The following is a 22,438-nucleotide window of genomic DNA, read 5'->3' on the forward strand; positions in this document are numbered from 1 at the left end:
AAACCTGTAACTCCAGTTATAGGAAACTGGGAAGCCGGTGTCAAGCCCCGGTCGCCGTGACCGCCCACCCGCACGTGTCGCCGTCGCCCCGTTCTGGTGGCTCCGGGGCCGCTTCCGCCGCCGGGATGAGAGAGTGGATGATCTAGAAGAGGCTCCTTCGGGAGCGCGGTCGGCACGGAGAGACGGGGACGATGGCCAGAGGGCTGGGACGGCTGACGGGACGCGGCGTGGTCAGGGGCGCGGCCGCGGGTGCGGCGCTCGTCCTGACGTTGGCGACGGCCCAGGCCGCGGCGACGGCGGCCGGGCCGGACGCGGGCCCGTCCGCGATCGCCACGGCGCTGCCGCCCACCGCCCCGTTCGACCCCGCCAAGCTCCGGGCCACCCTTGACGCCACGCACGACGCCGGCATGTACGGGCTGTTCTCCGAGGTCCGGGACGGCAGCACGGAGTGGGACGGCGCGGCCGGTGCCGCGGACGTGCGCACGGAGCGCCCGGTCACCCCGGGCATGCGCCAGCGGGTCGGCAGCATCACCAAGTCGTTCGTCGCCACCGCGATCCTCCAGCAGGTCGAGCGGGGCCGCGTCGAGCTCGACGCCCCGGTCGCCCGCTACCTGCCCGGCCTCATTCCGGGACGCTACGGCGAGCAGACGACCGTGCGGATGGTGCTCGGCCACACCAGCGGCATCGGCGACTACGTCGCTTCGGCGTTCCCCTCGCTGCGGGAGCTGTCGGCCGACAGTCTGGACGAGCACCGGTTCCGCGCCGTCCGGCCCGCGCAGCTCATCGCGTGGGGGCTGGGGGCGCCGCGCACGGGGGAGCCGGGCGAGCGCTGGTCGTACTCCAACACCAACTACGTCATCGCCGGAGAACTCCTGGAGAAGGTGACCGGGACCGAAGCGGAGAAGTACATCACCCGGAACGTCATCCGGAAGGCCGGCCTGAAGCACACCTACTTCCCGTCCTCGCCCTGGATAGCGGGACCGCACCCGCGGATGTACGAGTCGCTGTACCAGCATGTGACGCCGCCCCGCGACTACAGCGCCTTCGACATGAGCTGGGCCTGGACGGCGGGCGCCCTGGTCTCCACCATGGACGACCTCAACCGCTTCTACCGCAGGCTCCTCACCGGCGACCTCATCGGCACGGACGCCCTGGCGCAGATGCAGCGGACCGTCCCGGTGAAGGACGCGGACGGCAACGTCCTCATGAACTACGGCCTCGGGCTCTACTCCCTCGACCTCCCGTGCGGGACGTTCTGGGGCCACGACGGCGCGGTCTTCGGCGCCGGGACCCAGTCCCTGTCGTCGGCCGGGGGCGAGCGGCAGATCTCGCTGGCCTTCAACCTGATGAAGTACCAGCAGCTCAGCGCCAGCGGCGCGCCCGTCCCGCACCCGATCGACAACGCGCTGGGCGCGCACGTGGTGGAGGCCCTGTGCGGCAGCCGGCCCGCGACCGGCGCGACCCGTCCCGCGGCGCAGGTGCGGTTGCTGCCGCTCCAGGCACTCCGCGCCGCCGGATGAGACGCGGCTGACCGCGGGCGGGCGTCAGGCCAGGTCGGACGGGTCGGTGTTGGCGCCGCACAGGACGACCACGACGCGTTCACCGGGGGACGGACGGTAGGCGCCGTCGCGGAGCGCGGCCACGGCGGCGGCGGTGCCGTGCTCGACGACCAGGCGGTACTCCTCCCACACGAACCGGCGGGCCTCGATGATGGCCTCGTCGGTGACCAGGACGGGACGCACTCCGGTGCGGGAGGCGACCGCGAACGCGATGCCGCCGGCCCGGGTGGCGCCGAGGGAGTCGGCGGCGATCCCCGACACCTCCACGTCCACCGGACGTCCGGCGTGCAGGGCGCGTTCGAGGGTCGGGATCGTCACGGGCTCGACGCCGACGACGCGCGCCCGCCCTTCGAGTGCGGCGGCGACGCCCGCCATCAGCCCTCCGCCGCCGACCGCCAGCAGGACGGTGTCGGCCTCGCCGCCGGTCTGCTCCAGCACCTCCAGACCCAGCGTGCCCTGGCCCGCGCACACCTCCGGCAGGTCGTAGGCGTGGCAGTACAGCGCGCCGGTGTCGGCGGCTCGCTTGGTCGCGGCGTCCTGCGCCTCGGCGTACCGGGTGCCGACCTGCACGACCGCGGCGCCGAGGGCCCGCAACCGCGCGACCTTCACCGCGGGCGCCGTCTCCGGCACGTACACCTCGGCCGGGACGCCCGACCGCGCCGCCGCGTACGCGAAGGCCAGCCCCGCGTTCCCGCCGGACGCCGCGACGACTCCCGCCTCCGGAAGCCGTCCCTCGTCCCGCGCGGCCAGGATGTGGTTGAACGCACCGCGCGCCTTGAACGACCCCGTGTGCTGCGTCAGTTCGAGTTTCAGCCACATCCGCCCGGCGGGCGCGAGCGGCCCCGGCTCGACCTCGATCATCGGCGTGCGGCGGACATGCCCCGCCACACGCCCCGCCGCGGCCTGGACGTCCGAAAGATCGATCACCGGTTTCCCCTCCGAAGCCATCAGCACCCAACGCCAGTTTGGGACATGACACCCGATCCCGCCACCACCACGTCGGGAGGGGGCGACCAACCCACCCCGGCAGGGGCCGCCGACCGGCGTCCTCCGCTCCGCTCCGGACGCCGGTCGGTGTCACGTTGGGGGGGCGACCCCCCAAGCCCCCCGGTAAGGGCCGCTGACCGGCGTCCTCCGCTCCGCTCCGGACGCCGGTCAGCGACTGGTGCGGGGTTGGTCAGCGCGGCCGGCGAGTCTCTTCATCGGCGCGGGAGACACGTCCCGCCGGACTAGGGAGGTCCCCATGAAGAACGTCCTCATCTCGGGTGCGAGCATCGGCGGTCCCGCGCTGGCGTACTGGCTTCGGCGGTACGGGTTCGGCGTGACGGTCGTGGAGGTGGCGCCCGGGCCGCGGGCCGGCGGGCAGGCGATCGACGTGCGCGGGCCGGCGCTGGAGGTCGCCGAGCGGATGGGCGTCCTCGACCTGATCCGCGAGCAGCGCGTCGAGATGCGCGGCATGTCCATGGTGGACGGGGACGGCAACGAGCTGTACCGCAGCGAGGAGTACACGATCAGCGGCGGCGACCTGAGCAGCCCCGACGTGGAGATCCTGCGCGACGACCTGTCCCGGATCCTGGCGGACGCGGCCGGCGACGGCGTCGAGTACCTGTACGGCGACTCGATCGCCGGGCTGGAGCAGGGCGACGACGGCGTCCGGGTGATCTTCCAAAGCGGGCTCATCCGCACGTTCGACCTGGTCGTCGGCGCGGACGGCGCGCACTCCACTACCCGCCGGCTGGTGTTCGGGCCGGAGAGCGACTACCTGACCCACCTCGGCACCTACCTGTCGGTGTGGACGGCGCCGAACTTCCTCGGCCTGGACCGCTGGCAGGTGTTCCACCAGATGCCGGGCAGCAGCTGGGGCGGCGGCGTGATGAGCGTCCGCGGCAACGAGGAGGTCCGCGTCTACATGGGGTTCGAGTCCGAGCGGCCGATCGCGTACGACCACCGCGACATCGCCGCGCAGAAGCAGATCATGGCGGACGCGCTGGCCGGCGGCGGCTGGATCATGCCCGAGCTGGTGGAGACGATGTGGGACGCGCCCGACTTCCACTTCGACTCGATGGCGCAGATCCACATGGACTCCTGGTCGAAGGGGCGGGTCGTCCTGCTGGGGGACGCGGGCTACTGCGGGTCGCCGCTGTCCGGGCAGGGCACGAGCATGGCCATCGTCGGCGCGTACGTGCTGGCCGGGGAGCTGAAGGCGGCGGGCGGCGACCACCGCGACGCGTTCGCGAACTACGAGAGGGAGCTGCGCGGGTACGTCGCCGCCAACCAGGAGCTGGCGCTGACCAACAAGGCGCGGGTGGACGCGCAGCGCAACGCCGAGACGGGCGCCGAGACCGAGGCCATCGACTTCCAGGACTTCGGCGAGATCGTCGGCTCGTTCACGGTGCGGGACTACTGAGCGAGGCGGCGCGGTCCAGCAGGACCCTGCGTTCGGGCGCGTTGCGGGTGAGCTCCGCGGCGCGCTCGAACTGCGCCCGGGCCTCCTCCGCGCGGCCGAGGCGGGCGAGCAGGTCGCCGCGGACGCTCGGCAGAAGGTGGTAGCCGTGCAGAGCGGGCTCGTCCACCAGCGCGTCGGCGAGCTCCAGACCCTTCTCGGGGCCGTCCGCCATGCCGACCGCCACGGCCCGGTTCAGCTCCACGACGGGGGACGGCGCGACGCGGGCGAGGATCTCGTAGAGCGAGGCGATCCGCGCCCAGTCGGTGTCCTCGGCGGCGGGCGCCTGCGCGTGGCAGGCGGCGATCGCGGCCTGCAGGACGTAGGGGCCGGGCGGCTCGCCGATCTTCTTCGCGCGCAGCAGCGCCTCGAACCCGCGGTGGATGAGGAGCCGGTCCCACCGGCCGCGGTCCTGCTCCAGAAGCGGGACGGGCTCGCCGGACGGCCCGGTGCGCGCCCGGGTGCGGGACGCCTGGATCTCCATCAGCGCGGCGAGCCCGTGCACCTCGGGCTCGCCGGGGGCCAGCTCCGCGAGGACGCGGCCGAGGCGCAGCGCCTCGCGGCACAGGTCCGTCCGCACCCAGGCGTCGCCCGCGCTGGCGGCGTACCCCTCGTTGAAGATGAGGTAGACGACCTCCAGCACGGACGCCAGCCGGGCCGCGCGGTCGGGTCCCTCCGGCACCTCGAACGGGACGTTCGCGTCCGACAGCGTCCGTTTCGCCCGGACGATCCGCTGCGCCACGGTCGCCTCGGGGACGAGGAAGGCGTGTGCGATCTCCTCGGTGGTGAGGCCGCCGAGCATGCGCAGCGTCAGCGCGACCCGCGCCTGCGCGGACAGCACGGGGTGGCAGGCGGTGAAGACGAGCCGGAGGACGTCGTCCTCGATGCGGTCGTCGTCCGGAACGTCGAACTCCTCGGGCGGCGCCTGGGGCTCCAGGCCGCGGCCCATCTCCTCGATCTTGTCGTCGAGCCGCCGCAGCCGCCGGATCCGGTCGACGGCGCGGCGCTTGCCGACGGCCATGAGCCAGGCGCCCGGGTTGTCCGGGACGCCTGACTCCGGCCACTGTTCGAGCGCGGCGACCAGTGCGTCCTGCGCGAGTTCCTCGGCGAGCCCGATGTCGTGCACCATGCGGGCGAGGCCGGCGATGATGCGCGCCGCCTCCAGCCGCCACACCGCGTCGATGCTCGCGTGCACGCCCGTGCCGCGCGCGGGCGCCTCACCCGCCCCGGGCTCGTCCGATGCCGTCACGCTGCCGATGAGAGCACCCGCACCGGCCGCCGCGCAAGCTCAGCGGACGCTCACCGGCCTGACCGGACCCCCACCGGCTGCGACGGGGTCACTGGCCGGGGATGTCGTCCGGCCCGAACACCTGCTGGATGACGCCCTGGCCGTCACCGGCGATCGCCCAGAACCGCTTGGACAGCTCGATCGCCTCCTCGCGGGAGCCCACCTCGATCAGCGCGAACCCGACGACCGCCTCCTTCGCCTCGGCGAACGGGCCGTCGAGGACGGTGACCTTGCCGCCGGACGACTTGATCCGGGTGCCGCCGGGCTCCAGCCCGCCCGTGGCGAGCAGCGCCCCGCTCTTGGACATCTCCTCGATGAACGCCCCCATCTCCCTCTGCAGGTTCTCGCTCGGCGGCCCGGCGGGCGCGGCACCGTCGTCCGTCGTCATCATCATGAATCGCATGTCGTCTCCTCTGTTCACCGGCCCGGTCCTTCCCGGCCTGTCACGAACGCGTCGAAGAAGGGGTGACCGGATCGACATCCCGGGCCGAAATCTTCTGGAATTTTTTTCTGCCCCGTATCGTGCCAGGTCATGGCGGTATCGGGCTGGATGCTCCGTATATCCACCGAGATGTCCATCGAAGAGGACATTCCGGACTAGTGGGCAAGTCAGTCTCCAACGAGTAACTTCATCCGGTGGAAAGTTTTTCGCTTCGAGGAGGGCGTCCCATGGGAGTTCCGGCACCGGTGACCGGTGGGCCGTCCACGCCGCGGGACGGAGGCACGGCGACGCGCGAGCGGTGTCGCGGCGCTGGGCGCGGGGCCTCATGAGCACCGCCGAGCCGGCGGGCGACCGCGCCCCCGTCGCCCAGGACCACCGGACGGCGGGCCCGACGGTGCTGCGGATGCTGGTCGGCGCGCAGTTGCGCCGCTACCGGGAGGCCGCCGGCATCTCCACCGAGGCCGCCGGGTACGAGATCCGCGGCTCGCACTCCAAGATCAGCCGGATGGAGCTCGGCCGGGTCGGCTACAAGGAGCGCGACGTCGCCGACCTGCTGACCCTCTACGGCGTGACCGACCCGTCCCTGCGCGAGCCGCTGCTGGAGCTGGCCGAGCACGCCAGCGCGCCGGGCTGGTGGCAGCCGTTCGGCGACGTGGTCCCTTCCTGGTTCGAGCCCTACCTGGGGCTGGAGCAGGGCGCGGTGCTCGTCCGCGTGTACGAGGTCCAGGACATCCCGGAGCTGTTGCAGACCAGGGACTACGCCCGCGCCCTGATCGCGGCCCGCCACCCGGAGGCGGGCCCCGAGGAGATCGAGCGGCGGGTGGAGCTGCGGTCGCGGCGCCGCCGCGTGTTCGAGCGCCCCGATCCGCTGCGGCTGTGGGCGGTGCTGGACGAGGCGACGCTGTGCCGGTCGGTCGGCGGCCGCGCCACGATGCGCGCCCAGATCGAGCACCTGATCGAGATGGCGGAGCTGCCGAACGTCACCGTGCAGATCGTGCCCTTCGCCTCGGGCGGGCACGTGGCGGAGGGCGGCCCGATGACGCTGCTGCGGTTCGCCGAGCCCGAGCTGCCCGACGTGGTCTACCTGGAGCACCTCACCTGCGCGGTCTACCCGGACCGGGCGTCCGACATCGCCCGCTACCGCGACGCCCTGAACCGCGTCGGCGTCCTGGCCGAGCCCCCGGACCGCACCCGCGGGCTCCTTCGGGCCGCCCTGGCCCGGCTCGGCGGGCCGCCTCGCCGGGCCGTCGGGTGACCGCCCCCTAGCGTGCGGTGGGGACGTAGGTGGCGATGATGACGCCGGTCTTGAAGACCTTGGTGCCCGCCAGCTCGAACGTGGCCGAGAACTCGTCGGCGTTGAGCAGCTCGCCGGTCTCACGGGGGCCGACGAGCACCGGGTGGATCCACAGGCGCAGCTCGTCCAGCAGGCCGTGCTCGACGAGCGTCCGGGACACCGGGCCGAAGCCGTACTGCAGGATGTCCTGGCCGTCCTGCTCCTTCAGCCGGGTGATCTCGGCGACGGCCTCCGCCCGCGGGATCGCCGTCGTGTCGCCCCAGCCGGGTTTGCGCAGGGAGTCGGACACGACGTGGTGGGGCAGGGTGTTCATCCGGACGCCGAAGTCGCCGGTGGCCTCCTCCATGGCCGGCCACGCCTGGGAGAAGCCGTCGAACGTCCTGCGTCCCATCAGCAGGGCGCCGCAGGAGAACAGCAGCTCCCGCGCGTAGGCGGCGGCCTCGTCCTGGAAGTAGGCCGAGGTCCAGTTCTGCGGGTTCTCGATGACGCCGTCGAGCGACACGTACGTCGAGTTGATGATCTTGCGCATGGTCTCCTCCGTCAGGGTGATCGTTCGCCTTCCGGCGCGGTGGGACCACTCTGCGCGAGAGCCTTTACCGCATCCTTACGCTTCCTTTCCGGTGGCCGCCCCGACGCGCCGGAGCACGAATTCACATTAGGGTCGAAAGATGCGTTTCGGGCTGCTCGGACCGCTCGCGGTCTGGACCGACGACGGCGGGCTCGTCCCCGTGCCGGGGCTGAAGGTGCGGGCGCTGCTGGCGGACCTGCTCGTGCACGAGGGCCGTCCGGTGCCCGCCGACCGGCTGATCGACGACCTGTGGGGCGACGCGCCGCCCGGGAACCCGATGGGCGCGCTGTCGGCGAAGGTGTCGCAGCTGCGCCGCGTCCTGGAGGACGCCGAGCCGGGCGCGCGGGCGCTGGTGGAGTCGCGCCCCGCCGGATACCTGCTGGCCGCCGCCGCCGAACGGGTGGACGCCCGCTGCTTCCCGGCGCTGGTCGAACGGGCGCGCGGGGCGGCGGAGCCGAAGGAGAAGGCGGCGCTGCTGGCGGAGGCGCTCGGGCGGTGGCGCGGCCCCGCGCTCGCCGACTTCCGGGACGAGGAGTTCACCCGGGCGGCGGTGGCGAAGCTGGAGGAACTGCGGCTGACCGCGCTGGAGGAGCACGCCGAGGTGCGGCTGGCGCTCGGCGAGCACGGCGCCCTGGCGGGCGAACTCGGCGCCGCCGTCGAGGAGCACCCGCTGCGCGAGCGGCTGAGGGCCGCGCACATGCGGGCCCTCTACCGGGCCGGGCGGCAGAACGAGGCGCTGGAGGGCTACGAGAGGTACCGGGTGCTGCTCGCCGACGAGCTGGGCCTGGACCCGGGCGCCGAGCTGGCCGCGCTCCAGCGGGCCGTCCTGCGGCAGGACCCCGGCCTCGGCGGACCCGCGGCCCCGCCGCCGCGCCCGCGGTCGAACCTGCCCGTCCCGCCGACCGGGCTGATCGGGCGGGACGGCGTCGTCCGGGAGATCCGGGCGCGGATCGGCACCGACCGGCTGGTCACGCTGACCGGTCCGGGCGGGGTGGGCAAGACGCGCCTGGCGATCGAGACGGCGGCCGGGCTCGCGGACGCGTTCGGCGACGGCGTGTGGATGGCGGAGCTGGCGGGGCTGGAGCGCTCGACCGTGCCCGACCTCGCGGAGGTCGTGACGGCGATCCTCGACATACGGGACGCGCCGGGCGCGCCCGCCGCGGCGCTCGACCGGCTGGCGGCGGCGCTCGGCGCCCGCCGGCTGCTGCTCGTCCTGGACAACTGCGAGCACGTCGTCGAGCAGGCCGCCGAGCTGGCGGACCGGCTGCTGCGCGGCGTGCCCGGGGTGCGCGTGCTGGCGACGAGCCGGGAGCCGCTCGGCCTGCCGGGCGAGGTCGTGTGGGCCGTCCCGCCGCTGGACGTGCCGGGCCGCGGCGACGACCCGGCCGAGTCGAGCGCGGTCCGGCTGTTCGCGGAGCGGGCGCGGGCGGCGTCGCGGGGCTTCCGGCTGGACGGGGACACGGCCGGGCCGGTAGGAGAGCTGTGCCGCCGGCTGGACGGCATCCCGCTCGCCCTGGAACTGGCCGCGACCAGGGTGCGGACGCTCGGGGTCGAGGGCCTCGTCGAACGGATCGACGACCGGTTCCGGCTGCTGTCGTCCGGGCACCGCGGCGCCCCGGCCCGGCAGCGCACGCTCACCGCGGTGATCGACTGGAGCTGGGACCTGCTGACGGGGCCGGAGCGCGCGGTGCTGCGCCGGCTGTCGGTGCACGCCGACGGCTGCACGGCCGACTCGGCCGAGGCGGTGTGCGCGGGCGGGGACGTCCCGGGCGCGGAGGTCCTCGACGTCCTGATCCGGCTGGTCGACCGCTCGCTGGTCGTGATGACGGAGCGTCCCGGCGAGGGCCCCCGGTACCGGCTGCTGGAGTCCGTCGCCGCCTACGCGGCCGAGCGGCTCGCGGAGGCGGGGGAGGCGCGGCGCGCCGAGGCCGCGCACAGCGGCCACTACCTGGCCCTGGCCGAGCGTGCGGCGGGCCGCCTCACCGGGCCCGAGCAGGCGCGCTGGTTGGCGATGCTGGACGTCGAGTCGGCGAACCTGCGGGCCGCGCTCGACGCGGCAGGGTCGGCGGACGCGGCGTTGCGGCTGGTCAACGCGCTCGCCTGGTACTGGTTCCTGCGCGGGCGGCTGACCGAGGCGCTGCGGTCGCTGGAGGCGGCCCTCGCGCGGGGCGGCTCGCCGGACGTCCGGGCCCGCGCGCTGGCGTGGCGGGCGGGGCTGGCCGTGCTCAAGGGCGCCCCCGGCGACTGGAAGGCCCGCCGCGACGAGGCACTCACGCTCGTGGACGCCACCGGCGACGACCGCCTGAAGGCGTGGGCGCGCTGGTTCCTGACGTTCGCCCGGGCGGAACTGGACGACACCGGCGAGGGCGCCGCCATCCTGGAGGAGGCGCTCGCGGGGTTCCGCGCGTCCGGCGACCGGTGGGGCGAGGCGGCGGCGCTCGTCCAGCGCGCCATGCACGCCCACGCGCGCGGCGAGCCCGCCGCGCTGGAGCGCGACGCCGAGCGGGCCGCCGTGCTGTTCGGCGAGGTCGGCGACCGCTGGGGACGGCTCCAGGCGGTGGAGTGGCTCGGCGGCCTGGCGGAGCTGACCGGTGACTACGACCGGGCCGAGCGGCTCCACCACGACGCGCAGCGGATGGCCGAGGAGCTGCGGATGTGGCCGGACGCCGCCATGCGGATGGCGTGGCGCGGCTGGATCGCCTACCTGCGCCGCGACCACGCGTCCGCGCGGCGGCTGTTCGGGCGGGCGCGCCGGGTCGCCGTGGAGCAGGGGTTCGCGCCCGCGGTCATGTTCGCCGACATCGGCCTCGGGCTGGCGGCGGAGCGCGAGGGGCGGCTGGAGGACGCCGAGGACCGGATGCGGCCCCTGCTGGCGGCGGCCTCGCCCGAGGAGTTCCCGCCCCTGTACCTGCCGATGGTCCAGACGGGGCTGGGGCGCGTGGCGGAGGCGCGGGGCGACGCGGCGTCCGCCGTGCGGTACCAGCGGGACGCGCTGGCCGTCGCGATCAGGCTGGCGGCGCCGCGCGACCTGGCGGGCGCCCTGGAGTGCCTGGCCTGCGCGCTGGCCCTCACCGGACGGCACCGGGACGCGGCGGAGGCCCTCGGGAAGGCGGCGGCGGTCCGGGCGGCCGCCGGCGTGCCGCCCGGCCCCGTCGAACAGGACGACATCGACCGGGCCGCCGCGCGGATCGGGGACGCGGCCGGGCCCGACGCGTTCGCCGCCGGTGCGGGCCTCGATCCGGTGGAGATCATGCGCCGTGCGGAAGGCGTCCCTCCGGAGGGCGCATCCGTATGGGCTGACCGGTAGAGCATGGGCTGACCGGTAGAGCATGGGCTGACCGGTAGGGCATGGGCTGACCGGTAGGGCATGGGCTGACCGGTAGGGCATGGGCTGACCGGTAGAGGATGGGCGATTCGTCCTTGTTGCAAGTAGGTTGCGAATGGTCCCGGAACCGTCACGACCCCTTGTGGCCCCCCTTCGCAGGCAATGATCATGACCCTCCGTGGGACGACGGGGGTTGGTGCTCAGCCGGATCATCGGCGACCGGACGCTGGTGCTGGCCGCCTGCGCGACCGCGCTGTTCGCCACGACCGTCCTCGCGGCCCTGGTCGGCTACACCGGATCGGTGACGCGCGAGGGCCTGCGCAGCACCCTGGCGGACGCGACGTTCGAGTCCGTCGGGACGGCGCTCGGCACACAGGTCCCGGCGAACGGCCTCCCCAGGGTCCAGGGCCAGGTCGACCGGGCGCTCAAGCAGATCTACCGGGACGTCCCGCTGTCGGTCTCGATGAGCGTCCGCAGCGACTCCTACACGATCCCGGGCCAGGAGAAGAGCGACCACCCGGACCTGACGGCGTTCGAGACCTACACGGGGATCGAGAGGCACGCGCGGCTCACCATGGGACGCTGGCCCGGCGCGGGCGCGGGCTCCGGCGAGGTCGAGGCGGCCCTGCCCGGCGCCGCCGCCCGCGCGATGCACGCCGGCGTCGACGACGTCCTCACGCTGCACGGGCGCGTCGACAAGGAGTCGGTCGTGAAAGTGCGCGTCGTCGGGCTGTTCGAGGTCCCCGACCCGCAGGACTACTTCTGGCAGGGCGACAAGCTCGTCACGACCGGCGTCGAGCGGCTCGACTACACGAGCTACGGGCCGTTCATCGTGCCGCCGCAGGTGTTCGCCGCCCGCTTCACCGGCACCGGCTCCGAGGCCCGCTTCACCGTCATGCCGGACCTGCGCGGCGTCGAGCCCGGCGAGCTCGGCCCCCTCGGCGACCGGGTGGCCGCCGGGGGCGACACCTTCGAGAAGGCCGGCGACGGGGCGCAGTTCAGCGTCGCGACGGACCTGCCCGATCTGACCGCGCAGCTGCGCACCGCGCTCCAGGTGGCGCGCTCCACGATGCTCATCCCGGTGGTCCAGCTCGTCCTGCTGGCGGGCTGCGCGTGGCTGCTGGTCGCGCGGCTGCTCGCCGACCACCGGCGCGGCGAGGTCGCGCTGCTGCGCACCCGCGGCCTCGGCATGCGCCAGCTCGCCCGGCTCGGCCTCGTCGAGGGACTGCTGATCGTGCTGCCCGCCGCGCTGTTCGGCCCGCTGCTGGCCGGGCCCCTGCTGCGCCTCGCCGGGCGCGCGCCCGCGGTGCGGGACTCGGGGCTGCGGCTGGACGCCGGGCCGCTCCTGCCGCTGTGGACCGTCTCGGTGCTGACGGCGCTGGCCTGCGCCGTCGTCCTGACGGTCCCGACGCTGCGGGGCGCGAACCGGACGTTCGTGGAGGCCCAGGCGGGCATCGGGCGGCAGGGCCGCGGCGGCCTGCGCGGCTCGGGCACCGACCTCGCCCTGCTGCTCGTCGCCGGGCTCGCGATCTGGCAGCTCACCCGGTACGGGGCGGACGGCGCGGGCGGCGACGGCGCCCCCGGCCGCGGCACGGGCGGCGTCGACCCGTTCATCGTGTCCGGCCCGGCTCTGGCCCTGCTCGCCGGCGGGGTGCTGCTGCTGCGCCTCGTGCCCGCGGTCTCCCGGGTGGCCGAGCGGGCCGCGACCCGCAGCCGCGGGCTCGTGGCCGTCCTCGGCACCCGGCAGGTCGGGCGGCGCCAGCTGCGGTACACCGGCCCGGTCCTGCTGCTGGTGATGGCGATGGCCGTCGGGGTGCTGTCGGTCACGACGATGGCGACCTGGCGGCGCTCCCAGACCGATCAGGCGGACTTCCAGAGCGGCGCCGACCTGCGGCTGTCCGCCTCGTCCCGGGCGGGCGGCCCGGAACCGCTCGGGCAGGCCGGACGGTTCGCGGCGCTGCCGGGCGTCTCGGCCGTGACCGGGGTGCTGCGCATGGACGCCGACCTCGGCACCGAGCCCGCGACGCTGCTCGGCGTCGACGCGAGGACGCTCGGCCCGCTCCTGCGCGTCGGCCCCGGCCTCCGGCGCGACCTGCGGCTGGACGAGCTGGCGAGGGCGCGTCCGCCCGCCCCGGCGCTGACCGTCCCCGGCAGGCCGAAGCGGCTGCTGTTCGACCTGCGGCTCACCCGTTCCGGCCCGGGTTCCGAGGTTCCCGCGGACCAGGTGCCGGAGTCCGGTGGGGGCTACAGATTCATGGTGACGGTCGTGGACGCGCAGGGACTGTCCCGGCAGGTGGCCCTGCCGGGTCTCGAGGCGGACGGCGACGAGCACACCCTCGCCCTGGACACCGCCCGGCTCGCCGGACCGGACGGCGTGCCGTCCTACCCGCTGTCCGTCCGCGGCGTCCACTTCGGCGACGACGGCGGCGGACTCTCCGGGAAGCTCGAACTGGAACTGCGCGGTATCACGGGCGAGGGCACCGGCCGGGCCGTGCGCCCCGCCGGATCCCGGTGGGACGCGTTCGCCGGACCGCAGGACCTGGAGCGCCCGATCGGCGCGAGCGCCGCGGACGGCCACGACGCGCTGGTGACTCTCAAGATCTCCTCGCCGCCGCCCCCCGTCGACATCCCGGGCTACGACCGCTTCGCGGCCGGCAGGGCCGTCCACGCGATGCTCGGCACGCCCAGACCGCCTTCGCACGACGCCAGGAACGCCGACCTGCTGCCGGCCGTGCCGGGCGTGATCACCGAGGAGATGGCGAGCCGCGCCAAGGTCGGCGTCGGCGGCACCGTCACCGTGAACACCATCGACGGCGACCAGCCCGTCAAGGTCGCGGGCGTCGCGCCCGCGCTGCCGAGCGTGCCGCCCGGCATGCCCGGCGTCCTGGTCGACCTGCCCACCCTCACCCAGTCGCGGCTCGCCGTGGAGGGCTCGGCGGGCGACCCCGTCACGCCCCGGGAGTGGTGGGCGGCGGCGCGCGGCGGCCGCACCGGCCCGGCCGTCCGGGACCTGGTCCGGCATCCCGCCTGGGGCGAGGTCGCGGCCGACCGCGTCGAGACGCGCGCCCGGCTCCGCGACGCCCCGCTGGGCGCGGCGCTCCAGGGCGCCCTGGTGCTCGGCTTCGCCGCGGCGCTGGCGTTCGCCGTCATCGCGTTCGTGGTGAACGCGGCGGTGACCGCGGGCGAGCGGTACCGGGAGTTCGCGGTGCTGCGGGCGCTCGGAGTGCCGCCCCGCCAGGTCGCCGGGATGCTCGCGATCGAGCAGGCCTACCTGGTCGGGCTCGGCCTGCTCGGCGGGACGGTCCTCGGCCTGGTCGTGGCGCGGCTCGTCGTCCCGCACATCGTCCTGAGCGTGCAGGCCGCCGAGCCGTACCCGCCCGCCGGGCTGGTCGTCCAGTGGCCCGTCGTGCTGGCCGTGCTCGGCGGGGTGGCGGTGGTGCTCGTGCTCGTGATCGCGCCGGTCGTCCGGGCGCTGCGGCGCCGCGACCTCGGCGGCGGGCTGCGCGTGGGGGAGGACCGATGAGCGGTGCCGGGATGCGGCTCGCCCGCGCGCAGTGGGCGCCGCTCGCCGCGCTGGCCGTGCTGATGCTGGTGTCGGCGCTGCTCGCCGTCGCCGTCCCGTCCCGGACCACCGCCGGATACGACCGCGCCGCGATCGCGGCCGTCGGGCCCGGGGCCTCCGTCCGCGTGGAGGGCAAAGCGGGCGGCCCCACCGCCTTCGCCGCCGTCCCGGGCGAGGCGGCCCTGAACGGCAGCGCCCTCACCTGGCGGGAGCTGATGCCCCGTTCCCTGAGCGGGATCACCGGCGAGCCCGAGGCGTCGGTCACCTCGCCCGCCGACGCCGTCGAGGGGGACTTCCACCGTCCGAGGTTCCTGTACCTGGGCTGGGAACCGGGTGCGTGGCGGCGGATCCGGTTCGTCTCCGGCGGCTTCCCCGACAACAAGCCGGGCCAGACGAGCGGCGACATGAACGTGGTGGTGGCCAAGGCGTACGCCGACCAGCTCGGCTACAAGGTCGGCGACCGGATCGAGCTCAGCGGCAGGACCGTCCGCGTCAGCGGCCTCTACCAGCCGGTGAACGCCGCCGACCCGTTCTGGGGACCGCGCGCCCGGATCCTGCACCCGAGGATCGAGTTGCTCACCTTCCCCCCGAAGACGACCCTTGAGGTCGACGCGGGCACGGCGCTGATCGACCCCGCCGGGTACGCGCGCCTCACGCGCGACCCGCGCCTGAAGCTGACCTACGACTGGCGGTTCCCCGTGCGCGACGGCGCGGTCGGCGCCGACCAGGCCCGCGCGATGGCCGGCGACCTCGACGCCTTCCGCTCCGCCGTCGAGGGGCGCGCCGACCTCTTCCCCTGCGAGGTCTCCACCCCCCTCGACGTCCAGCTGAAGGAGTTCGGCGGACAGCTCCACACCGCCCGGTCCGTCGTCGGCCTGGCCTTCGGCGGCCTCGTCGCCGTGGCCGCCGGGCTGCTGCTGCTCGCCGCCGGCCTGCTCGGCGAGCGGCTCCGGCCGGTCCTCGGCGTGATGCGTGCGCGCGGTGCGTCGCTGCGCCAGCTCGCCGTGCCCGCCTGCGGGCTGACCGCGCTCGCCGCCGTCCCGTCCGCCCTGCTCGGGTACGCGGCGGGACGGCTCCTGGACGCCGGTCCGCCGCAGACCGCCTCGCTGTACGCGATCGGGCTGCTCGTGGCGGCGGTGCTGGGCGTCTCGGCGGCCATGGTCCTGCGGGAGCGCGGCGGCGGACTCGGCTCGGTCGCCGACCGGCGCGACGACCTCGTCGCGGCGCGCCCCTCCCGGCGGCGGCTCGTCCTGGACGGCCTGCTGGTGGTGCTCGCCGTGATCGGCGTCGTGCTGCTGCGCGAGCGCGGCACCTCCGCCGGGACCGATCCGCTGGTCGCCGCCGTCCCCGCCCTGCTCGGCGCGGCGCTCGGCGTGCTCGTCCTGCGCGCCTACCCGTACCTGCTGCGGGCCGCCGGGCCGCTGCTGCGGCGGCGGAGCGGGGCCGTCGCGTTCATCGGCCTCGCCCGCGCGTCCCGGCAGAACCTCGTCGGGGCGCTGCCGCTGGCCGTCCTGCTGCTGGCCGCGACCATCGCCGGCTTCACCTCCACCGTCGACACCGCTCTGCGGGCAGGGCAGGAGCGCGCCTCCTGGGCCGAGACCGGCGCCGACGCGCGCGTCGAGGCCAGATCGCTGGACGAGGCGGGGCTCCGCCGCATCCGCGCGGTGCGCGGCGTCACCGGCGCCGTCCGGGTCCGGGTCATCCCGCAGGCCTCGTCCGCCACCGACCAGGCGCCCATGACCGTGGTCGGCGTGGACCTCGACGCCTACCGGAGACTCGCGCCCGAGGTGCCCGGCATCCCCGACACCGACACGGGCGTGCTGGTGTCGCCCCTCGCCGCCCGCACCCTCGGCTCGGGCACCGTGACGCTCGGCCGCGCGGGCATGGACCCGGTGACCGTCAGGCCGTCCACCCAGATCGTGCGCTTCCCCGGGCAGGAGAAGAACAGCGCGTTCGTGATCGTCCCCTACCGGATGGTCGCCGGCGCGACGGGCTTCACGTCCCACGTCTTCGTCACCGGGGACGACATCGACGCCAAGGCGCTGCGCGCCGCGGCCCCGGGGGGCGGGCTCGTGCTGCGTCGGCAGGTACTGCACGACATGACGGAACTGCCCCTGGTGCCGGTCGTTCACGACACCTTCCGGAACGGCGCCCTCGCCGCCGGGGTGTTCGGGCTGCTCGCCGTCCTGCTCATGCTCGTCGTGGGCGCCCGCGCCCGCGGCCGGACGATCGCCCACCTGCGCGCCCTCGGGCTGAGCCGCCGGCAGAGCCGGGGCCTCGCCCTCGTCGAGCTCGCGCCCGTCCTGCTGTGCGCGGTCGGCGCCGGCTGGGTGCTCGGCCTCCTGCTCCCGGAGATCACCGGGCCGGTCGTGGACCTGCGCCCCTACACCGGCGGCTTCGCCGTCACCGCGCACGTCCCCGGGCCCGCCGCGCTGCTCGGCCTGCTCGCCGCGCTCCTGCTGGCCGCGGCCGCCGCCGTCGCGGTCGACCGCGCCTTCGACACCGACCCCGGCAACGCCCTTCGAACGGGGGACTGAATGACCGACACGACCGACCTCGCCGAGCTGGAGCGCCGCGCCGCCGAACGCGGCCCCGTCTACGGCGAGGGCGCCCACATCGTCTGCGACAACCTGGTGCGCATCTATAAGACCGACGGAGTCGAGGTCGTCGCCCTCCAGGGTCTCGACCTGCTCGTCGACCCCGGCGAGCTCGTCGCCATCGTGGGCGCGTCCGGGTCGGGGAAGTCGACGCTGCTGAACATCCTGTCCGGCCTGGACGTGCCGACCGCCGGCGTCGCCCGCGTCGCCGGCTCGGACCTGCTCACCATGGCGTCCAGGGAACGGCTGGAGTTCCGGCGCGAGAAGGTCGGGTTCATCTGGCAGCAGACGTCCCGCAACCTCCTGCCCTACCTGACCGCCGCGCAGAACGTCGAGCTGCCCATGAGGTTCGCCGGACGGTCGCGCCGCGAGCGCGCCACCCGCGCCGCCGAGCTGCTCGGCATGCTGGACGTCGGCGACTGCGCGGACCGCCGCCCGGCGGAGCTGTCCGGCGGCCAGCAGCAGCGCATCGCGATCGCCGTGGCCGTCGCCAACGAGCCCCAGGTCGTGCTGGCCGACGAGCCGACCGGCGAGCTCGACACCATCACCGCCGCCCTGGTGTTCGCCTCGCTCCGCCGCGTCAACGAGGAGCTCGGCACCACCACCGTGGTCGTCACCCACGACGCGCAGGTGTCCGAGCGCGTCGACCGGACCGTCGGCATCCGCGACGGCCGCACCAGCGTCGAGGTCCGCCGCCGCTCCGAGGACGACGGGACCCGCGTCGTCGAGGAGCACGCCCTCCTCGACCGCGCCGGCCGCGTCCAGCTTCCCCAGGGCTTCACCCGGGCCCTGGACATGCGCGACCGCGTTCGCCTTGCCCTGGAAAGCGACCACGTCGGCGTCTGGCCCGACCGGGAGGAGACCGAATGACCACGCCGATGGTGGCCGTGGAGGGGCTGGTCCGGACCTACCGGACGGGGCGGATCGAGGTCCCGGCCCTGCGCGGGGCGTCCTTCACCGTCGCGCCCGGCGAGCTCGTCGCCGTCCAGGGCCGCTCGGGGTCCGGCAAGACGACCCTCCTCAACCTGATCGGCGGCCTGGACAGCCCGGACGCCGGCACCGTCCGCGTCGACGGCCGCGACGTCGGAGCCCTCTCCGAGGACGACCTCCTCGCCCTGCGCCGCGACGACATCGGCTACGTGTTCCAGTCGCACGGCCTCATCCCCGTCCTGTCGGCCGCCGAGAACGTCGAGGTCCCGCTGCGCCTCGTCCGCACGCCCCCCGCCGAACGGGACGAGCGGGTCCGCGTCCTGCTGGGCCTCGTCGGCCTGGCCGACCACGCGCTGCAGCGCCCCAACGAGCTCTCCGGCGGCCAGCGCCAGCGCGTGGCCATCGCCCGCGCCCTCGCCAACCGCCCCCGTCTCCTCCTGGCCGACGAGCCCACGGGCCAGCTCGACTCCGAGACGGCCGCGGCCATCATGCCGCTGCTCCGCGCGGTCGTCTCCAGCGAAGGGGTCACCGTCCTGGTGGCGACCCACGACAAGCCGCTCCTCTCGGAGGCCGACCGCGTCCTGACCCTGGAGGACGGCGCCGTCACCGAGGCGCCCGTCCCCGCCTGACCGTCACCCGCCGAGGTCGCCTCCCCGCGGACGCGGGCCGGCGAGAGTCGGGCCACATCCCGTTCCCATGCTCGCGGCGGTAACCGGGGGGACAGGCTTGCGAGGTGATCGGCGGGGGAATCGGTATCGGGGGATGGGAGGGCTCGATGGCGACCGTCGTGCTGGTGGGGACGCTCGACACCAAGGGCGCGGAGTACGCGTGGCTCCGCGAGCGGGTGCGTGAACTGGGCTGCGACACCGTCCTCGTGGACGTGGGGGTCGGGCCGTCCGACGTGGAGGCCGACGTTCCCGCCGAGGAGGTCGCGCAGGCCGGGGGCGCCTCGCTCCAGGCCCTGCGGGACGCGGGCGACCGGGGCGCGGCCGTCACGGCGATGGGGGAGGGCGCGGCGATCGTCCTCGCCGCGCTGGACCGGGTGGACGCCGTGCTCGCGGTCGGCGGGAGCGGCGGATCGTCGATCGCGGCGCGGGCCGTCCGGGACCTGCCCATCGGGCTGCCCAAGCTGATCGTGTCGACGATGGCGTCGGGGGACGTCTCGCCCTACGTGGGCGCCAAGGACGTCACGCTCACCTACAGCGTCGTCGACATCGCGGGCGTGAACCGGCTGTCGCGCCTGATCCTCGGGAACGCCGCCGCGGCGGCGGCGGGAATGGCGAAGGCGCACGCGGTCCCGGAACCGGCCCCGGACGAGCGGCCCCTCATCGGGGCGTCCATGTTCGGGGTCACGACCCCCGCGGTCGACGCCGCCCGGGAGCGGCTCGGCGAACTGGGCTACGAGGTGCTCGTCTTCCACGCGACGGGCGCCGGCGGCCGGGCGCTCGAGGGGCTCGTGGAGAGCGGCATGCTGGCCGGGGTGCTCGACCTGACCACCACCGAACTGGCGGACGACCTCGTGGGCGGCGTCCTGTCGGCGGGGCCCGGCCGGCTCACGGCGGCCGGACGGCACGGCGTCCCGCAGGTCGTGGCGCCCGGCGCCCTCGACATGGTCAACTTCGGGCCGCGCGGCACCGTCCCCGAGCGGTTCGCCCGGCGCCGGCTTCACGTCCACAACCCGACCGTGACGCTCATGCGGACGACACCGGAGGAGATGGGCGAACTGGGCCGCGAGATGGCGTCCAAGCTGGCCGCCGCGACCGGGCCGACCGCGCTGTTCGTCCCGCTCAAAGGCGTGTCGGCGCTGGACGCCCCCGGCATGCCGTTCCACGATCCGGTGGCGGACGTGGCGTGCTTCATGGCGCTGGAGGAGGTCGCGGAGGCGGAGATGCTCGACATGCACATCAACGACCCGGAGTTCGGCCGGGCGATGGCCGACCGGCTGCACCGGCTGATCTCGGAGGGCGCGCAGTGAACCGCGAGACCGTCCTGTTCCGGCTGCGGAACGCCGTCGAGGAGGGCAGGCCCGTCATCGGCGCGGGCGCCGGCACCGGGCTGTCGGCCAAGTGCGCCGAGGCGGGCGGCGCCGACCTGATCATCATCTACAACTCGGGCCGCTACCGGATGGCCGGACGCGGGTCGCTGGCCGGCCTGCTGCCGTACGGGGACGCCAACCAGATCGTGGTGGAGATGGCGTCGGAGGTGCTGCCCGTCGTCCGGGACACCCCCGTCCTGGCCGGGGTGTGCGGCACCGACCCGTTCCGGGTGATGCCGGTCTTCCTCGACCGGCTCAAGGCCATGGGCTTCGCGGGCGTGCAGAACTTCCCCACCGTCGGGCTCTACGACGGCGTCTTCCGGCAGAACCTGGAAGAGACCGGGATGGGGTACGACCTGGAGATCGAGATGGTCCGGCTCGCCCACGAGCGCGGACTGGTCACCGCCCCCTACGTCTTCGACGAGGACCAGGCGCGGGCGATGGCCGAGGCCGGCGCCGACGTCCTCGTCCCGCACGTCGGCCTCACCACCAAGGGCAGCATCGGCGCCGGGACGGCCCTGACGCTGGACGAGGCGGTCGCGCGGGTCCAGGCCATGCGGGACGCCGCGGCGGCCGCCCGTCCCGACGTCCTCGTGCTGTGCCACGGCGGCCCCATCGCCGAACCGGACGACGCCGCCTACGTCCTGTCCCGGACGGAGGGCGTCGCCGGCTTCTTCGGCGCCTCCTCCGTCGAGCGGCTCCCGACCGAGAAGGCCATAACCGCGCAGGTCGCGGCGTTCAAGAACCTGGAGGTCTGATGTTGAGGAACCCCGGTGACGTGGCGACCGCGACCTTCGGCTGGGGGTCGATCAAATGGTTCGTCACCCCGTCCGCGGTGCCCGGTGCGGGCAGCACCCTGGGGGAGGTGATCGTCAACCCCGGCGAGGGCCACGCCCGCCACCACCACCCGGACGCCGAGGAGGTCATCTACGTGATCTCCGGCGAGGCCGCGCAGATGGTCGACGACGGCGAGCCCTTCCTGATCCGCGAGGGCGACGCCGTCCACATCCCCAAGGGCGTCTGGCACTCCACCTACAACATGACCTGGCGCCCCCTGCGCCTGATCGTCACCTACACCCCCGGCGGCGAGGAGAGGGCGTTGGAAGCGGCCCCCGACTACTGCCTGCACGAACCAGGCGCCATCCCGGAATGGCGCCCCGCCTGACCCGGGCCCCCGAGCCGGGGCGCCCGATTCCTCCTCAGGTGCGGGCCCAGGCTTCCAGGCCCTCCTCGGTCAGGAGGGTGTCGAAGGCGGCGTCCGCGGCTCCGGTGAGGGGGCCCTGCCGGCCGAGCGTCGAGGGCAGGATGGGCGGCGGCGCCGCACGGCGGTAGCGCATCAGGGCTGCGGTGTAGCCGTTCTCAAGGGCGGTGGGCGCCGTCGCGGCCAGGTCGGTGGCCAGGCCGGAGAGCGTGACGACGCCGGGGTCGAGGGCGTTGGCGAGGGCGCCGATGCCCCGTCCCAGCGCGTGTGCGGCGGCCCCGGCGGCCGAGCGGGCCGCCGGGTCGGACGCCGCGGCGGTGATCACCTGCTCGGCCGCCGTGCGCGGGTCGCGGGGTGCGGGACGGCCGAGCGCGCGGGCCATGGCACGGCCGTCGACCTCCAGGTCCCAGCAGCCGCGGGCGCCGCAGGGGCAGTGGAGCGAGGGGTCGCCGAACGGCATGTGGCCGAACTCGCCGCCCGCGCCCGTGGCGCCGTCCACCGGCCGCCCGTCCACGACGAGGATGCCGCCGACCCCCACCTCGACCGTGAGGTGCAGGACGACCCGCGCCCCCGCACCCGCCCCGCGTCTCGCCTCCGCCAGCCCGGCGAGCGAGGCGTCGTTGCCGACGAGCAGGGGGAGCCCGGGCGGCCGGAGCGGGCCGAGGTCCACGTCGCGCCAGCCCATGCCCGCCGCCTGGACGACCGTGGTCGCACTGACCGTGCCCGCGACGCAGGCGGACACCGCGCGGAGCCGGTGCCCGTAGCGGGCGTGCAGCGCCGACACCTGGTGGGCGAGCGTCCCGAGGACGTCCGGGGTGCCGGAGTGGCCGCCGGCCTCCTGCGTGACGACGCGGCCGCCCAGTTCGACGCAGGCCACCCGCCACCGCTCGTGGCTGATGTCCACGACGCACACCAGCGGGCCGTCCCGGTGGGGCACGAGCGCCGGGGAGGGGCGGCCGCGCCCGCCGGTCAGGGCGGAGGCCTCCTCGTCGACCAGCCGGGACGCCTTCAACCGGCTCGCGATCTCCGCCGCGGACCCGCTGCTCAGCCCCAGCGTCCGCGCCGCGTCCGCGCGCTTCGCGGACGGGTGCGCGTGGACGTGGCGGAGCACGGCGAGCGCCCCCTGGCTGCGCAGGGCGCGCGCGGAGTGCGCGGTCATCGGCTCCATGGGTGACATCCTGGCGTGCCCGACTT

At 75.0% G+C, this 22,438-nt stretch carries 17 protein-coding genes; 11 read left to right on the top strand and 6 right to left on the bottom strand.

Annotated elements, in window-relative coordinates; all coding sequences use genetic code 11:
- Positions 1-191: 191 nt before the first annotated feature.
- The gene (locus CHC11_RS09160) at positions 192-1,520 is read left to right on the top strand and encodes a serine hydrolase domain-containing protein (RefSeq protein ID WP_143226984.1); all 1,329 of its coding nucleotides are present in this window, start codon (positions 192-194) and stop codon (positions 1,518-1,520) included.
- A 24-nt stretch (positions 1,521-1,544) separates the two neighbouring features.
- Here CHC11_RS09160 and CHC11_RS09165 read toward each other — a convergent pair whose 3' ends face one another.
- Positions 1,545-2,486, bottom strand: coding sequence for a threonine/serine dehydratase (locus CHC11_RS09165; RefSeq protein ID WP_089311213.1), 942 nt, complete (start codon positions 2,484-2,486; stop codon positions 1,545-1,547).
- 316 nt (positions 2,487-2,802) lie between these two features.
- Here CHC11_RS09165 and CHC11_RS09170 point away from each other — a divergent pair, with 316 nt between their 5' ends.
- On the top strand, positions 2,803-3,966 hold the full coding sequence (locus CHC11_RS09170; protein ID WP_089311214.1) for an FAD-dependent monooxygenase: 1,164 nt from the start codon (positions 2,803-2,805) through the stop codon (positions 3,964-3,966).
- On the opposite strand, the gene CHC11_RS09175 is transcribed toward CHC11_RS09170, so the two are convergent.
- From CHC11_RS09175 to CHC11_RS41195, 3 genes are all read right to left on the bottom strand, one after another.
- Positions 3,947-5,131: an RNA polymerase sigma factor gene (locus tag CHC11_RS09175; protein ID WP_089311622.1), complete on the bottom strand. Its 1,185-nt coding sequence runs from the start codon at positions 5,129-5,131 to the stop codon at positions 3,947-3,949. The two genes, CHC11_RS09170 and CHC11_RS09175, sit on opposite strands and share 20 nt — an antisense overlap.
- A 208-nt stretch (positions 5,132-5,339) precedes the next feature.
- Positions 5,340-5,693 (bottom strand): YciI family protein, encoded by a 354-nt coding sequence (locus CHC11_RS09180; protein WP_089311215.1) that lies wholly within the window; start codon positions 5,691-5,693, stop codon positions 5,340-5,342.
- A 14-nt stretch (positions 5,694-5,707) separates the two neighbouring features.
- A complete protein-coding gene (locus CHC11_RS41195) occupies positions 5,708-5,869 on the bottom strand; it encodes a hypothetical protein (protein ID WP_179278761.1) in 162 nt (53 codons plus the stop codon).
- Between the two features lie 188 nt (positions 5,870-6,057).
- On the opposite strand from CHC11_RS41195, the gene CHC11_RS09185 reads away from it, so the two are divergent.
- The gene (locus CHC11_RS09185) at positions 6,058-6,987 is read left to right on the top strand and encodes a helix-turn-helix domain-containing protein (protein ID WP_089311623.1); all 930 of its coding nucleotides are present in this window, start codon (positions 6,058-6,060) and stop codon (positions 6,985-6,987) included.
- A 7-nt stretch (positions 6,988-6,994) separates the two neighbouring features.
- Here CHC11_RS09185 and CHC11_RS09190 read toward each other — a convergent pair whose 3' ends face one another.
- Positions 6,995-7,555, bottom strand: coding sequence for a dihydrofolate reductase family protein (locus CHC11_RS09190; RefSeq protein WP_089311216.1), 561 nt, complete (start codon positions 7,553-7,555; stop codon positions 6,995-6,997).
- A gap of 139 nt (positions 7,556-7,694) precedes the next feature.
- Here CHC11_RS09190 and CHC11_RS09195 point away from each other — a divergent pair, with 139 nt between their 5' ends.
- From CHC11_RS09195 to CHC11_RS09230, 8 genes are all read left to right on the top strand, one after another.
- The gene (locus CHC11_RS09195; protein WP_089311217.1) at positions 7,695-10,901 is read left to right on the top strand and encodes an AfsR/SARP family transcriptional regulator; all 3,207 of its coding nucleotides are present in this window, start codon (positions 7,695-7,697) and stop codon (positions 10,899-10,901) included.
- Positions 10,902-11,097: 196 nt separating this feature from the next.
- Entirely contained in the window at positions 11,098-14,442 is a 3,345-nt protein-coding gene (locus CHC11_RS09200) for an FtsX-like permease family protein (protein WP_143226985.1), read from the top strand.
- Positions 14,439-17,018 (top strand): CRISPR-associated protein Cas5, encoded by a 2,580-nt coding sequence (cas5, locus tag CHC11_RS09205; protein ID WP_143226986.1) that lies wholly within the window; start codon positions 14,439-14,441, stop codon positions 17,016-17,018. The genes CHC11_RS09200 and cas5 overlap by 4 nt, the downstream gene beginning before the upstream one ends.
- Positions 17,019-17,948 (top strand): ABC transporter ATP-binding protein, encoded by a 930-nt coding sequence (locus CHC11_RS09210; RefSeq protein WP_089311220.1) that lies wholly within the window; start codon positions 17,019-17,021, stop codon positions 17,946-17,948. It begins immediately after the preceding gene.
- Positions 17,945-18,637, top strand: a complete 693-nt coding sequence (locus CHC11_RS09215; protein ID WP_245918987.1) for an ABC transporter ATP-binding protein — start codon at positions 17,945-17,947, stop codon at positions 18,635-18,637. The genes CHC11_RS09210 and CHC11_RS09215 overlap by 4 nt, the downstream gene beginning before the upstream one ends.
- 146 nt (positions 18,638-18,783) lie before the next feature.
- Complete coding sequence (locus tag CHC11_RS09220; protein ID WP_089311221.1) at positions 18,784-19,983, top strand: Tm-1-like ATP-binding domain-containing protein; 1,200 nt, start codon at positions 18,784-18,786, stop codon at positions 19,981-19,983.
- On the top strand, positions 19,980-20,801 hold the full coding sequence (locus tag CHC11_RS09225; protein WP_089311222.1) for a phosphoenolpyruvate hydrolase family protein: 822 nt from the start codon (positions 19,980-19,982) through the stop codon (positions 20,799-20,801). Before CHC11_RS09220 ends, CHC11_RS09225 begins: the two co-directional genes overlap by 4 nt.
- Before the next feature lie 20 nt (positions 20,802-20,821).
- Positions 20,822-21,208, top strand: coding sequence for a cupin domain-containing protein (locus tag CHC11_RS09230; protein WP_245918989.1), 387 nt, complete (start codon positions 20,822-20,824; stop codon positions 21,206-21,208).
- A 34-nt stretch (positions 21,209-21,242) separates the two neighbouring features.
- Here CHC11_RS09230 and CHC11_RS09235 read toward each other — a convergent pair whose 3' ends face one another.
- A complete protein-coding gene (locus tag CHC11_RS09235) occupies positions 21,243-22,412 on the bottom strand; it encodes an ROK family protein (protein ID WP_218825999.1) in 1,170 nt (389 codons plus the stop codon).
- Positions 22,413-22,438: the final 26 nt, after the last annotated feature.

Source organism: Actinomadura mexicana (genome assembly GCF_900188105.1).
GTDB lineage: Bacteria > Actinomycetota > Actinomycetes > Streptosporangiales > Streptosporangiaceae > Spirillospora > Spirillospora mexicana.

Excerpts from the sequence above, each read along its gene's own strand:
- CHC11_RS09160 (WP_143226984.1), top strand. The coding sequence starts at position 192 with ATGGCCAGAGGGCTGGGACGGCTGACGGGACGCGGCGTGGTCAGGGGC.
- CHC11_RS09170 (WP_089311214.1), top strand. The coding sequence starts at position 2,803 with ATGAAGAACGTCCTCATCTCGGGTGCGAGCATCGGCGGTCCCGCGCTG.
- CHC11_RS09175 (WP_089311622.1), bottom strand. The coding sequence starts at position 5,131 with ATGGTGCACGACATCGGGCTCGCCGAGGAACTCGCGCAGGACGCACTG.
- CHC11_RS09180 (WP_089311215.1), bottom strand. The coding sequence starts at position 5,693 with ATGCGATTCATGATGATGACGACGGACGACGGTGCCGCGCCCGCCGGG.
- CHC11_RS41195 (WP_179278761.1), bottom strand. The coding sequence starts at position 5,869 with ATGGACATCTCGGTGGATATACGGAGCATCCAGCCCGATACCGCCATG.
- CHC11_RS09185 (WP_089311623.1), top strand. The coding sequence starts at position 6,058 with ATGAGCACCGCCGAGCCGGCGGGCGACCGCGCCCCCGTCGCCCAGGAC.
- CHC11_RS09190 (WP_089311216.1), bottom strand. The coding sequence starts at position 7,555 with ATGCGCAAGATCATCAACTCGACGTACGTGTCGCTCGACGGCGTCATC.
- CHC11_RS09195 (WP_089311217.1), top strand. The coding sequence starts at position 7,695 with ATGCGTTTCGGGCTGCTCGGACCGCTCGCGGTCTGGACCGACGACGGC.
- cas5 (WP_143226986.1), top strand. The coding sequence starts at position 14,439 with ATGAGCGGTGCCGGGATGCGGCTCGCCCGCGCGCAGTGGGCGCCGCTC.
- CHC11_RS09210 (WP_089311220.1), top strand. The coding sequence starts at position 17,019 with ATGACCGACACGACCGACCTCGCCGAGCTGGAGCGCCGCGCCGCCGAA.
- CHC11_RS09215 (WP_245918987.1), top strand. The coding sequence starts at position 17,945 with ATGACCACGCCGATGGTGGCCGTGGAGGGGCTGGTCCGGACCTACCGG.
- CHC11_RS09220 (WP_089311221.1), top strand. The coding sequence starts at position 18,784 with ATGGCGACCGTCGTGCTGGTGGGGACGCTCGACACCAAGGGCGCGGAG.
- CHC11_RS09235 (WP_218825999.1), bottom strand. The coding sequence starts at position 22,412 with ATGGAGCCGATGACCGCGCACTCCGCGCGCGCCCTGCGCAGCCAGGGG.